We start from the raw sequence: 13,586 nt of genomic DNA, 5'->3' as shown, positions 1-13,586 counted from the left end.
TTTAAGGTAAGGAATCAGAGCAATGCGTCATCGTAAGAGTGGTCGTAAGTTCAACAGGACCAGTGCGCATCGCAAGGCCATGTTCCGTAACATGACTGCGTCACTGGTTGAGCACGAGCTGATCAAAACGACGCTCCCGAAAGCGAAAGAACTTCGCCGGGTAGCGGAACCTTTGATTACGCTCTCAAAGAAAGATTCGGTCGCTAATCGTCGTCTGGCGTTCTCACGCCTGCGCGACGACGCGGTGGTGGCCAAGCTGTTTAATGAGCTTGGTCCCCGCTTCGTTGAGCGTCCGGGCGGTTACCTTCGCGTTCTGAAGTGCGGCTTTCGCGCTGGCGACAACGCGCCTATGGCGTATGTTGAAGTCATCGGTCGCCCGATGGATGTGGAAGCAGAAGAGATGGACGATAGCGAAGAGTAAATTCTTCGCTGAGGTCGAAAAAAACCGGAAGCTCAGGCTTCCGGTTTTTTTATGGGCTGAAACCAGGATTTGCCCTGACAGCGCCTAACCCAGTAAGGGCTTCAGGTAGTGTCCCGTGTGGGACGCCGGGTTGGCAGCGACCTGCTCGGGGGTTCCTTCGGCAATAATTCTGCCCCCGCCTGAGCCGCCTTCCGGCCCGAGATCCACAATCCAGTCGGCAGTCTTGATAACGTCCAGATTGTGCTCGATAACAATAATGGTATTGCCATGATCACGCAGGCGCTGGAGTACGGTCAGCAGCTGCTGGATATCGTAGAAGTGCAGGCCGGTTGTGGGCTCATCGAGGATATACAGGGTTTGTCCGGTATCACGTTTTGACAATTCCTTGGCCAGTTTAACGCGCTGGGCTTCTCCGCCGGAGAGGGTGACGGCGCTTTGCCCCAGACGGATATAGGACAAACCAACATCGATCAGGGTCTGTAGTTTTCTCGCCAGAAACGGTACGGCGTCAAAGAACTCCCTGCCTTCCTCGACGGTCATATCGAGGACTTCGTGGATGTTCTTGTTTTTGTAACGGACTTCCAGAGTTTCCCGGTTATAGCGCTTGCTCTTGCAGACATCGCAAGGCACGTACACGTCCGGCAGAAAATGCATTTCGACCTTGATGACACCGTCGCCCTGACAGGCTTCGCAGCGTCCGCCTTTGACATTGAAGCTGAACCGGCCAGGTTTATAGCCGCGGGATCGGGCTTCCTGAGTGCCGGCAAACAGTTCGCGAATCGGGGTGAAAAGCCCGGTGTAGGTCGCGGGATTTGATCTCGGCGTTCGCCCTATGGGGCTCTGGTCGATGTCAATCACCTTATCGAGATGCTCAAGGCCCTCCAGCTTCTCGTAGGGTCCATGGGTAAGGGTGGTTGCTTTGTTGAGTTTGGTGGCCGCGACTGGATAAAGTGTACTGTTAATCAGGGTGGATTTGCCGGACCCGGATACCCCCGTGATACAGGTCATCACGCCCAGCGGAATGTCGAGGCTGACATTCTGCAGGTTGTTGCCCGTCGCACCGGTCAGGGTCAGAACCTTGCCGTTTCCGCTGTGCCGTTGCTCCGGAATGGCAATTTCACGAACACCGCTGAGATATTGCCCGGTCACCGAATCCGGGTTGCTGATTATGTCTTCCGGCGTGCCCTGGGCAATGATGTGACCGCCATGGATACCGGCACCTGGTCCGATGTCGATGACGTAGTCGGCGGCACGAATGGCATCTTCATCATGCTCAACCACAATGACCGTGTTGCCAATATCCCTCAGGTGCCTGAGTGTCGTCAGCAGGCGGTCGTTGTCACGCTGGTGCAGGCCGATGGACGGCTCATCCAGAATGTACATCACCCCCACAAGCCCGGCGCCAATCTGGCTGGCGAGCCGGATACGCTGCGCTTCCCCGCCCGAGAGAGTATCCGCGCTGCGCTCAAGGGTCAGGTACTGAAGCCCTACGTTGACCAGGAATTGCAATCGCTGGCGGACCTCCTTGACGATTTTCTCGGCTATTTCGCCACGGCTGCCCGGCAAGGTGAGCTGCTCAAAATAATCATGGGCATCACCCACAGGTAAACGGGTCATCTCCGGCAGCGTACGGTCGGCAATAAACACGTTGCGGGCGCTCCGTCTGAGACGGGACCCGTTGCAATCCTTGCACGGTTGCTGGCTGAGGTGCCTGGCCAGCTCCTCACGCATGCTCTGGGAGTCGGTTTCACGGTAGCGACGCTCGAGGTTGGGAAGAATGCCCTCAAAGGGATGCGCCTTTTCCATCACATGGCCACGGGAATTGACGTACCGAAAGGTGATCTTCTCCTCGCCGGACCCATGGAGAATGGTTTCACGGAAATCCTCCGGTAGATCCACGAACGGCGTATCCATATCAATGCCGTAGTATTCGGCAACGCTGCCCAGTAGCTGAAAGTAGTATACCGAACGCCGGTCCCAGCCCTTGATTGCGCCCTCGGCGAGTGTGGCCTCGGGGTGCTGGATGATCTTCTCGGGATCAAAGAACTGTTTGACCCCCAGGCCATCACAGGTAGGGCAGGCGCCTGCCGGATTATTGAAGGAGAACAGCTTGGGCTCGAGCTCGCTCAGAGCATAGCCGCACTGAGTGCAGGCATAGCGGGCGGAGAGCGTGTGTTCTTCCCCTTTCCCTTCCATATCAGTGACCAGAGCGATGCCTTCGGCGAGGCCCAGTGCGGTTTCGAAGCTCTCGGCGAGACGCTGTTCCAGGCCCGGCTTGACCTTGAACCGGTCAACCACCACATCAATCTGGTGTTTGCGCTTCTTGTCCAAAGCCGGAACGTCATCAATGTCGTAGACCTCACCATCAACACGGAGCCTGATGAAACCCTGGCTGCGCATGGTGTCGATAATCTGAAGGTGCTCGCCCTTGCGGTCACGGATAACCGGGGCGAGGATCATCAGCCTGCTGTCTTCAGCCATGGCCAGCACCTGATCCACCATCTGGCTGACGGTCTGTGCTTCGAGCGGTTGGCCATGGTCAGGGCAGCGCGGCTCGCCCGCCCGGGCAAACAGCAGGCGCAGATAGTCGTATATTTCCGTGATCGTGCCGACGGTGGAGCGCGGATTGTGGGAGGTCGACTTTTGTTCGATGGAGATGGCCGGTGAGAGGCCTTCGATGTGATCAACGTCCGGCTTTTCCATCATGGACAGAAATTGTCGGGCATAGGTGGACAGTGATTCGACGTAGCGGCGCTGGCCTTCCGCGTAGAGTGTGTCAAACGCCAGGGATGATTTGCCGGAACCGGACAGGCCGGTTATCACAATAAGCTTGTCCCTTGGGATATCCAGGTCGAAGTTCTTGAGATTGTGGGTGCGAGCCCCTTTGATCTGGATACGATCCATAATTCTCCCCGGTAGAAAAACGGGCAGTATACCTCGTTCAGCATACTGCGGCGAAATGCAAACTGCCGATAACGCATCTGGTACAATGCGTGGCGGGCGCTTGCCCGTTCGCTTTTGTTGACTGAATCGAGGAACCTGCGGTCCCCATGAATGCACTTGAAAAGCGCTCAGTTGCAGCACTCGCCTCTGTCTACGCCATGCGAATGCTGGGCCTGTTTATGGTGTTGCCGGTATTCGTATTGCTGGGGAACGATCTCGAAGGCGCCACGCCGCTTCTGATCGGCCTGGCAATTGGCGGATATGGGTTAAGCCAGGCCATGTTACAAATACCGTTTGGCATGATGTCCGACCGCTTCGGGCGTAAACGAATGATCTATATCGGTCTCATTCTGTTTGCCGCGGGCAGTTTGCTCGCTGCAGCCTCCGAATCGATATACGGCGTGATTCTGGGACGGATTCTTCAGGGCTCGGGAGCCATCGCCAGCGTGCTGATGGCGCTACTGAGTGATTTGACCCGGGAAGAAGAGCGCACCAAGGCGATGGCGTTGGTGGGTGTGTCGATCGGGTTGGCGTTTTCCGTTTCTCTGGTACTTGGGCCGTTGTTGGGGAACCTGTTTGGCCTCGCCGGTATTTTCTACCTGACAGCGCTGCTGGCTGTGGTCGCGATGGTGATCGTCCACCGCCTGGTGCCGCAACCCCGTGGGCCTGTCAATCATCCGGAATCCCGCCCCGCCTTGTCGATGCTTGGTCAGGTGCTCCGGGATGGTCGCCTTGTTCGGCTTGACGTCGGTATTTTTGCCCTTCACCTGGTATTGACCGCCGCCTTTATGATTGTTCCCAGTCTGTTGCGGGACGATACAGGTCTTGAGACCGGGTCCCACTGGTGGTTTTACCTGACAGTGATGGTGACCTCGTTCTTTGCCATGGTGCCTTTCATTATTCTCGGGGAAAAAAAGCGGCGCATGAAACTGGTGCTAAACGGCGCTATTGTGCTGTTAATAGGTTCAGTCATCGGATTGTCCCAGGTGCATGGCCAGCTTGAAGTGGCGTGGTTAACGCTGTTCGCCTTTTTCATGGCCTTCAATCTCCTGGAAGCCAGCCTGCCATCACTGGTAAGTAAGGAGTCTCCGGCAGGCAGCAAAGGCACAGCTATGGGCGTGTATTCGACGTCCCAGTTTATGGGTGCTTTTTTGGGCGGCTCATTGGGTGGTCTGCTGCTTGAAGCGTATGGACTTAATGGCGTTCTGGTGCTGATGGTAGTGACGCTGGCGGTCTGGTTAGCGGTCGCATTGAGCATGGCGCCCCCGAGTCATACTGCCAGTTTCATGGTACAGTTGCACGACGCAGGGTATGACGATATTGATGATATCGACCGTATCCTGCGGGGCCTTCCCGGTGTAGAGGATGTGGTGGTACTTGAAGGCGTGGGCACAGCCTATCTGAAAGTGGATCGCCAATACTTTAATGAAGAATGTCTGGCGGAATATTCATTTGTCCGGCCAGCCATGTCTTCGTGAATCCTGAGCGCTGGCGATGGACTGCTGGTGACTATAAGAGACTGAATTAGGAGCAAATCATGGCACGAGGCGTCAACAAAGTAATTCTGATCGGTAATCTGGGTCAGGATCCGGAAACCCGTTACACACCCAACGGCAACGCCGTGGTCAATCTTAATCTGGCCACTGACGAGAGTTATAAAGACCGTCAAACCGGACAGCTGGTGCCGAAAACAGAATGGCACCGGATCGTGATGTTCGGCAAGATTGCCGAGGTTGCAGGGCAGTACCTGCGCAAAGGCTCGAAAGTGTATATTGAAGGTAAGCTCCAGACCCGCAAGTGGCAGAACAAGGAAGGCAATGACGTCTATACCACTGAGGTGGTGGTGGATATCAGCGGGCAGATGCAAATGCTGGACAGTCGCGGAGGCGAGGGCGGCAGCACGAACCAGGGCGCGCCAGCGGGCCGGCCGCAGCAGGCACCTCAGAACGCACCCGCCGCCCAGCAAAGCGGTCAGGGCCCGTCAGGAGGTAATAATAGCCAGCCATCCCAGGGCCAGAGTGGAATGCCCGAACCGGTCGATGATTTTGATGACGATATCCCGTTCTAGGGACGAGTATGCGAAGAATGTAATGTTTTGGTCGAAGTCCAATCCCAAGTCCCCGCGAAAGCGGGGATTTTTTGCAGTTTTTGGGCGTAATAAAAACGCTTGGCATGGAATGGCCATCGTCCCGGAATAGAAATAACTCGATTTACAAGGCGGGACGGCGAATTAGGCCTTTCTCCGTCAGCGGTGTGTTTTCGAATAGCTGGGCCGAGTAGGTGCGGCCCCTCAAATCGGCAGTCATGACGATTTGAGGGGCTTCGCCGGCCTGGAACGCGATAATTGAATTGGCCGATTCAGCCACAGCTTTCTTGGCCGGTTGATCTGATAAGGGCGTCTCCGTGCCTTGAGGAAGGGCTATGGCAGAGTATTTGCGGGTATCGGTCGGGCAGCACTCAGATGCCGGTGGCAAATCCTGCAATCAGGATTTCCACGGGGTGCGTATTCCCGAGGGTGCGGAGCTGGAATCCAAGGGCGTAGCCATGGCGCTCGCTGACGGGATCAGCTCCAGCGCTGTGGCTCACATCGCCAGTGAGACCGCTGTCAAAAGTTTTCTTCAGGATTATTTCTGTACGTCAGCGGCATGGTCCGTGAAGAAATCCGGCGATCGGGTGATCGCCGCAACAAACGCGTGGCTGACGTCCCACACCAACAACTCCTGGGCGCGCTACGATAAAGACCGCGGGTACGTTTGTACGTTTACTGCCCTGGTGGTCAAATCCACCAGGGCCTATTTTTTTCATGTTGGCGATGCCCGGGCCTATCGGGTTCACGGTCGCGGCCTCGAACAACTGACTCGTGACCATCGCCAATGGATATCGCCTGACAAAAGCTACCTTGGACGGGCCCTGGGCGTGAATGACCAGGTGGAGGTCGACTATCACACCGTGGCTGTGGTGCCGGGAGATACGTTCGTGCTGGTCACGGACGGCATCCATGAAGTGCTGGGCCCTAATGACATTGCGGCCGTCATTGCTGAAAATGCAGACGACCTGAACGCGGCCGCAGAGGCCGTGGTCAGAGCGGCGTATGATCAAGGCAGTGACGACAACCTGACCGTGCAGATCCTGCGCGTCGAGCAGATTCCCCAACCGAAAATTCACGAATTCCAGCAACACGCGGCGGAACTGCCCTTCCCGCCGGCGCTGGGTGCCCGTAGTCTGATAGACGGTTTTGAAATCGTCCGCGAACTGCACATGAGCAACCGCAGTTACGTGTACCTTGCGGTGGATACTGCAACGGGCAGCAAGGTGGTCCTCAAGGTACCGGCGACCGATGTCCGGGAAGACCCGGTGGCTCTGGAGCAGTTTCTGGCCGAGGAGTGGGTTGCGCGCCGTATCGACAGCCCCTATGTGCTGCGATCCTATCAGCGCTCACTCGCCCAGAATTTCCTTTATGTTGTTACTGAATACATTGAGGGCCAGACCCTGACTCAATGGATGCGCGACAACCCCCGTGCCCATTTCGCCAGGGTGAGAGCGCTTGTGGAACAGATCGGCAAAGCTCTGCGCGCTTTCCATCGACAGGATATGATCCACCAGGACGTGCGACCGGCCAATGTCATGATCGACAGCATCGGCACGGCCAAGCTGATCGATTTCGGCACTGTTAAGGTTGCGGGCATAAGCGAGGGTATAGGTTCTGAGGATGAGACTATTCTGGGTACTCAGCAATATTCAGCGCCGGAGTACTTCATGGGTGAGGGCGGCTCTGCCCGCTCGGATGTTTTTTCCCTTGGTGTGATCACCTACCAGATGCTTACCGGGCGTCTGCCTTACGGCCCCGAGGCTTCCCAGGTCCGAAGCCGCGCCGGCCTCAACCGCCTCAAGTATCCACCGGTTTGCCACTACAACCGGAGCTGTCCCACCTGGATCGACGGCGCCTTGCGCAAGGCCCTGCACCCGCATCCCGATCGGCGTTACGCAGAGGTTTCGGAATTTATCCACGATCTTTACCACCCCAGACGCGAATTCGTGAACGCTGTCCGGCCACCCTTGATTGAGCGCAATCCGGAAGCCGTGTGGAAGGGCGTCTCCCTACTGCTTGCCGTTATTGTGGTGGGTCAACTGATGCTGTCCTACCTATAACGGTCCTAACCTCGGGGAACGCAGGCCGGGATCTGACCCGGCACCGGTCCGGTCGCATGACTGCGACCGGATATCCTGGGTTCAACCTTGTTCAGGAAAACGTTTTCTTCGCCTGGGTCCGAATATGGGTTGTGTACAGCACCAGACCGACCAGGGTCAGGCCGCCGACCAGATTACCAAGCACCGTCGGTATCTCATTCCATACCACGTACTGGTAGAGGGTAAATTCTGCGCCCATCATCAGCCCGATCGGGAACAGGAACATGTTGACGACGGAATGCTCAAACCCAAGGTAAAAGAACACAATGATCGGCATCCACATCGCCATGATTTTGCCTGAGACGTGAGTGGATATGGTGGCTCCCACCACGCCCATAGAGACCATCCAGTTGCAGAACACGCCGCGCAGGAAAAGCACGAGCCAACCGGCCGCACCGGCGTCCTGATAGCCCACCGTCCGACTCTCGCCAACTTCCATGATCTTTTGACCCACCGCGCTCATCTCCTCGGTGCCACCCATGGAAAAGTTCAGGTAACCGAAAAACGCAATGAAAAGTGCACCGCCGAGGTTGCCGAGCGCGACAAGGCCCCAGCACTTCAGCATTCGTGGCACGGTCACCCCTGGCCGCTTGTCGAACAAGGCGAGCGGAACCAGCGTGAAGACTCCGGTGAGCAAGTCGTAGCCCATAAGGTAGAGCATACAAAAACCGACCGGAAACAGCAGAGAGCCCAACAGGAAGGAGCCGGTCTGAACTGCGATGGTGACGGCGAAGATTACCGCCAGCGCCAGTGTGGCCCCCGCCATGAACGCGCGAATCAGGGTATCCCGCGTGCCCATGTAGATCTTGGCTTCGCCGGCATCCACGAGCTTGGTAACAAACTCGTTGGGTTGAAGATAAGACATATTGATGATCCTTTCTGAAAAAAAAGAAAAAGAAAAAGAAAAGTTGTTGGCAGGCGCCGGTGATGATTCAGCGACTCTGTGTCAGTACCGGGCAGTTATTCCCTGAGCTGCAACCGGCCGGTCCCCGTGCACCCCTTACCAGCGCTTGTAGGGAAGAAACTTGCCATCCATGGTAATCACCACCCGGTCACCCTTGGGGTCCTCCACCTTCTCCACATACATCTTGTAGTCAATGGCGCTCATGATGCCGTCGCCGAATTTTTCGTGGATCAGCGCCTTCACGCTGGGGCCGTAGATCATGGTGGCTTCGTAAAGGCGATAAATGAGGGGATCCTGGGGAACACTGTCGCCCCAGTGCTTGGAGGGAGACGACTGCAGGGTATCCTCGACGTCCGTATTCAGGTTAAGCGTTTTGCACAACGCCTTGGCCTGGTCCTCCAGCATAGTGTTCATGCCAAAGCAGCAGGATGTCGTCCACACCGGGGACATACCGATGGCTTCGGCAATCTGCTCCCAGGTCAACCCGCTCTCGTTTTTGGCTGTGAGAATGGTGGCGGTCATCATTTCATGATTCATAGTAAATCCTCAGTCTGTCGTGCTGTATTGCGGTGCGCATGCACCTTTGTGAGGCCCTTGATAGTAAAAAAACCTGTCATATCCACGGATGGCTTCACACTGCCCGTTCTATGCAGGTGCCGTGCCAGGCGCGGGAGCGCTCGGGCAGAGACCGCACTTACAGGGCGCCAAGGCTATAGATTCATATAACGCAACTGCGTTAACTCTCAGTTTCGATAGCACGCCGGCAAAATAAACAAACAATTAAACACAGGGTCTTTGCAGAATTATTGCCCTGAAAGCCTTACACTTTTCACACAGTTTCCGATGCGGTAGGTCGCACGCGAGAAAGGATTCGGAAGCTCTGGCGGATTGCCCAGGCGGACTATGGGCGAATTGCCCAAAAGAGCCGGTTGAGCGTTTTCCTGAGGCGCCTGAGCCCCGCTGTTTCTGCCGCAACAGTATTCAAAACAGCCGGTGAAGCCTTTCGGGTGGAGGTTCGTGCGCTAAATACCTGGGGTGAGCTTACGCGGAATTTTGGTCAGGAGTCGCCAGGAGAAGTCGTTACTCTCATTGTTGGTGAAGCTGAAACTCTTCCAGTGCCAAATCTAGCGGCCTTGGACGGAACTCTGGGAAAATTTGGCCAGTCTTGCGCTGAGCCACAGGGAGGCAAGGCTTGCGGAGAATTCTTCTGGCCAGAGGTGGGTACCTTTTCGCTGGCGCCCTCTTTGAGTAGCGGAGCTTACTTGGGTGCCGAGAATGTCGTCAGTGCCCCCCTTCCTTATGTAGGTCGGTTTATTCCTGCCTGGTTTGAGGTTGCCATTGACCCCGGGCGTTTCAGTAGTGTGCCCTTGTCTTCAGACAGAACCTCTTGCACCGGCGGGCGGAGCTGGGTATACACCGGGGAGCCCTTTGGTTGGGAGCGGGTGGCTGAAGTGCTTATCACGCCAAAAAACCGGAATGGCGTGACGGTTCAAAACTATGCCGGAACACCCTTCCAAAGAATAGGCGCTGATGATATCGGCTTCGCACCATTTCCCGTGGAGGACGAGGCCACAGCGAGAGCTGACGGGACGCCGGTGGAAATGGAGGCCGCTTTGGCCCTGGCGACGCTCTCGCCGGACTCGATCGGTAGTTTGATCTACAGCTTTGCCCCGGGTGATGAGTTTCGTTACCCAAAAACTCTAAACACCCGGGTTTCCGGTTATACCCCCGAACCCGTGTTCAGCCTTGAAAGCCTTATTGATGCAGACGGTGTAACGGTTCTCAACCCTACCGAAGACCTGCCAGAGAACTTCAAGCCAGAGGCGGGCTTCGAGATTCGATATGGTCGAATCAGGTTGGATAACGGCTATGGTCCTGAGAATATGAATCTGGTGATTCCGCTGCGCGCAGAGGTGTTTGGCAGCGGCGGTTTCCAGTTACACCAGGATGAAACCTGTTGGTTATACGATTTGGCCGAGAACATTTCAGTCAACTTCACCGATTCTGCATTCACCGCCAGCCAGACAGGCGTGATTGAGGTGGATGCTTCTGAGCTTACCTTGGAAGAGGGCAGGCCAATAGTTGCAGCTGTTGAGGACAACAGGCTGAGACTGTCAGCGCCGACGCCTTCAGGCGCAGAATCCGCTGAGGCGAAAGGTATCTATGTGGAACTCGATACCGGCAACGACTGGCTGAAGGGTTTCTGGGACACTGACAATCCCGACACCCTGGTTGATCCATATGCCTGGGCCACCTTCGGCGTCTACCGAGGCAACGACCGCATCATCTACTGGCGGGAAGTTCGGGACTAGCGATATCTCAGACGCTGAAACAGGTACAGGGAGAGGCCTTGCTGGAATCGTGCGGAGCCAGGGATGGCGGAGCTCGAGCGACCATGGATGTATTTACAGCGTATTCCAGCAAGGCTTCTCCATGTGCCTGGGCACGGAGTCAGTCCTCCTCCCCCTCCGGATGATCCAGCCCCAACTCATTAATCTTCCGGGTCAGCGTATTCCTCCCCCAGCCCAGCAGAATCGAGGCATCCCGCCGACGCCCGCCGGTATGCTTCAGGGCAGTCTCGATCATGATGCGCTCGAACTCCGGAATGGCAGTATCCAGAATTGCTTTTTTACCCCGCTTGAGCTCCTGTTCGGCCCAGCCTTGCAGGCCTTCCTGCCAGGTGCGCCCGGTAGCGGGCGTTTCGGCTTGCTGGAGAAGTTCCTGGGGCAGGTCGTCGACGTGGATATCGCGCCCGCTGGCCATCACGGTCAGCCAGCGGCAGGTGTTTTCCAGCTGGCGCACGTTGCCGGGCCAGGGCAGGGTGGTGAGGTATTCTTCCGCGTCCGGGCGCAGTAGCTTGGATTCTACCGCCAGTTCACGGGCGGCCTGTTTGAGGAAGTGCTGCATCAGGCGGGGAATGTCTTCCCGGCGTTCGGCCAGTTTGGGCAGATGCACCCGGATCACGTTGAGGCGGTGGAACAGATCCTCACGGAAAGTGCCGGCCTGGACCAGCTTTTCCAGGTCCTGATGCGTGGCGGCAATGATGCGAACATCCACCTTGATGGCGGTGGTGCCGCCCACCCGGTAAAACTCGCCGTCCGCCAGTACCCGCAAAAGGCGGGTCTGGGTGTCCGCCGGCATGTCGCCGATTTCATCCAGAAACAGGGTGCCGCCGTTGGACTGCTCAAACCGGCCCTGGCGTGCTGCACCGGCGCCGGTGAAGGCGCCTTTCTCGTGGCCGAACAATTCGGACTCGATCAGATCCTTGGGTATGGCCGCCATGTTCAGGGCGATGAACGGGTGCTTGGCGCGTGGGCTGTGGTTGTGCAGTGCCTGGGCCACCAGTTCTTTGCCGGTTCCGCTTTCGCCATTGATTAACACCGTAATGTTGGAGTGGGACAGCCGGCCAATCGCCCGGAAAACCTCCTGCATGGCCGGCGCTTCGCCGATGATTTCGGTGTGGCGCTGGGTGCTGTCCACCGCCGGTTCGGCGGTGGCTCGCCGCTCACGGCTGTGGGCAACGGCACGCTTGGCAAGGGCCACCGCATCATCCACATCGAAGGGCTTTGGCAGGTATTCGAAAGCACCGGTCTGGTAGCTGGTGACCGCGCTCTCAAGATCCGAATGGGCGGTCATGATGATCACCGGCAAATCCGGGTGCGCCTCGACAATGCCTGCGAGCAGCGCAATACCGTCGATGCCCGGCATACGAATGTCGCTGATGATCGCATCCGGTTGCTCGTGTTCCAGGCGTGCCAGAATGCTGTCGCCGCTCTCGAATACGCGCGGATTCATGCCGGCCTGGGACAGGGCGCGCTCCAGGACCCAGCGGATGCTTCGGTCGTCGTCAATAATCCAGACGTTCGCCGGTTGGTTCATGTTGTTTCCTCCAGTGGCAGGAAGATGATGAAGTTGGTTCGCCCGGGCTCGCTCTCACACTCCACCAGCCCATGGTGTTGCCCGATAATGCTTTGGGTAATCGAAAGCCCCAGTCCCGTGCCGTTGGCCCGGCCACTGATCATGGGGTAAAACACGTTTTGCAACAGCTCCGCCGGAATACCGGGGCCGTTGTCGATGACATCCACCCGACAGACCAGCCGGTAGCGATGATGCCCAATGGTGAACTGCCGAAGCGCCCGGGTTCGGAACATGATGGTGGGAGGCTCGGGGGAAGCGCTGCGGTCCGTATGCTCGAAAGCGGCCTCCATGGCGTTTCTGGCAATATTGAGGAAGGCCTGGATCAGCTGTTCCTTGTCGCCGTTGAGTTCCGGCAGGCTGGGGTCGTAATCCCGCTCAAACACCAGCCGGTGGCGGCTCTCTGCCTCCAGCAGTGTTCTGACCCGCTCAAGCACTTCGTGGATGTTGGTCGGCGCCAGCCTGAGCGCGCGGTTTGGCCCCAGCATCCGGTCGACCAACCCCCGCAGGCGATCTGCTTCGTCAATAATGACCCGGGTATATTCCCGCTGGCCTTCGTCATTGAGCTCCCGGTCGAGCAATTGCGCTGCGCCGCGGATGCCCCCGAGCGGATTCTTGATCTCGTGAGCCATGCCCCGCACCAGAATGCGCGTGGTTTCCTGCTGGGAGATGATGTCCTCCTCCCGGCTGATCCGGAGCAGGCGGTCCCGGGACTGAAGTTCCATCAGCAGATCGCAGGGTTCGGTGCCGATTGAGGACACCGAGTAATCCACCGTAAACCGTGTGCCGGATGCCAGCATGAATTCAGCCTCCCGCTTGGTATAGGACTGCCCGTTCTTTGATGACGCCAGTAATGTTTTCAGGGCGTCTGCTGATTCCACGAACATATCGCAAATGCTGAAATCCTTGATGCGGGTAATGCTGGTTTCAAGCAGGTTTTCAGCAGCCGGGTTGAGATACCGGACCTTCAGTTCCGGGCTCAGCACCAGCACCGCGGTGGCCAGATTATCCAGTATGTTTTTGTAGTCTGCCGGTATTGCCATGATCGTCCCCTGGTTGTGCAAGCGCTGTTGCAAAAAGCGAACCAAAATACAGGATGAGAGGTGAAGGTGTGCCAAGGATGAGGGGCGAGGCCTTGTTGTGGGGGGTGGGCCGCCACTCGCTGGTGCGGATTTGAGCGGAATTTGTTTATCGCCGGGTCAGGCCGCCCCTCGT

10 protein-coding genes are annotated in these 13,586 nt (G+C 57.1%); 5 read left to right on the top strand and 5 right to left on the bottom strand.

The window, feature by feature from the left end:
- Positions 1 to 22: 22 nt before the first annotated feature.
- Positions 23 to 421: a 50S ribosomal protein L17 gene (gene rplQ / locus F6Y09_RS18505; RefSeq protein ID WP_152208436.1), complete on the top strand. Its 399-nt coding sequence runs from the start codon at positions 23 to 25 to the stop codon at positions 419 to 421.
- Positions 422 to 505: 84 nt separating this feature from the next.
- On the opposite strand, the gene uvrA is transcribed toward rplQ, so the two are convergent.
- Entirely contained in the window at positions 506 to 3,325 is a 2,820-nt protein-coding gene (gene uvrA, locus F6Y09_RS18500; RefSeq protein ID WP_152208435.1) for an excinuclease ABC subunit UvrA, read from the bottom strand.
- A gap of 146 nt (positions 3,326 to 3,471) precedes the next feature.
- Between uvrA and F6Y09_RS18495 the strand changes: the two genes are divergently transcribed.
- The 3 genes from F6Y09_RS18495 to F6Y09_RS18485 all read left to right on the top strand — a co-directional run bounded on the left by F6Y09_RS18495 (position 3,472) and on the right by F6Y09_RS18485 (position 7,513).
- Positions 3,472 to 4,842, top strand: coding sequence for an MFS transporter (locus F6Y09_RS18495; RefSeq protein ID WP_152208434.1), 1,371 nt, complete (start codon positions 3,472 to 3,474; stop codon positions 4,840 to 4,842).
- Positions 4,843 to 4,901: 59 nt separating this feature from the next.
- Positions 4,902 to 5,432 carry a single-stranded DNA-binding protein gene (gene ssb / locus F6Y09_RS18490; RefSeq protein ID WP_152208433.1) on the top strand — a complete coding sequence of 177 codons (531 nt, stop codon included), beginning with the start codon at positions 4,902 to 4,904 and terminating at the stop codon, positions 5,430 to 5,432.
- Positions 5,433 to 5,785: 353 nt separating this feature from the next.
- The gene (locus tag F6Y09_RS18485; protein WP_152208432.1) at positions 5,786 to 7,513 is read left to right on the top strand and encodes a bifunctional protein-serine/threonine kinase/phosphatase; all 1,728 of its coding nucleotides are present in this window, start codon (positions 5,786 to 5,788) and stop codon (positions 7,511 to 7,513) included.
- 91 nt (positions 7,514 to 7,604) lie between these two features.
- Here the strand turns inward: F6Y09_RS18485 and F6Y09_RS18480 are convergent, their stop codons facing one another.
- Together F6Y09_RS18480 and cynS are read right to left on the bottom strand one after the other, a co-directional pair.
- Entirely contained in the window at positions 7,605 to 8,417 is an 813-nt protein-coding gene (locus F6Y09_RS18480; protein WP_152208431.1) for a formate/nitrite transporter family protein, read from the bottom strand.
- Between the two features lie 135 nt (positions 8,418 to 8,552).
- A complete protein-coding gene (gene cynS, locus F6Y09_RS18475; RefSeq protein ID WP_152208430.1) occupies positions 8,553 to 8,993 on the bottom strand; it encodes a cyanase in 441 nt (146 codons plus the stop codon).
- Between the two features lie 392 nt (positions 8,994 to 9,385).
- Here cynS and F6Y09_RS18470 point away from each other — a divergent pair, with 392 nt between their 5' ends.
- The gene (locus F6Y09_RS18470; protein WP_343031153.1) at positions 9,386 to 10,768 is read left to right on the top strand and encodes a DUF6701 domain-containing protein; all 1,383 of its coding nucleotides are present in this window, start codon (positions 9,386 to 9,388) and stop codon (positions 10,766 to 10,768) included.
- 139 nt (positions 10,769 to 10,907) lie between these two features.
- Here the strand turns inward: F6Y09_RS18470 and glnG are convergent, their stop codons facing one another.
- Positions 10,908 to 12,335 (bottom strand): nitrogen regulation protein NR(I), encoded by a 1,428-nt coding sequence (gene glnG / locus F6Y09_RS18465; RefSeq protein ID WP_152208428.1) that lies wholly within the window; start codon positions 12,333 to 12,335, stop codon positions 10,908 to 10,910.
- The gene (gene glnL / locus F6Y09_RS18460) at positions 12,332 to 13,408 is read right to left on the bottom strand and encodes a nitrogen regulation protein NR(II) (protein WP_218944207.1); all 1,077 of its coding nucleotides are present in this window, start codon (positions 13,406 to 13,408) and stop codon (positions 12,332 to 12,334) included. The genes glnG and glnL overlap by 4 nt, the downstream gene beginning before the upstream one ends.
- Between the last annotated feature and the right edge of the window lie 178 nt (positions 13,409 to 13,586).

It is taken from the genome of Marinobacter changyiensis (genome assembly GCF_009193265.1).
GTDB lineage: Bacteria > Pseudomonadota > Gammaproteobacteria > Pseudomonadales > Oleiphilaceae > Marinobacter > Marinobacter changyiensis.
The sequence above is the reverse complement of the archived record's forward strand: the minus strand, read 5'-3'. Positions and strand labels throughout refer to the sequence as shown.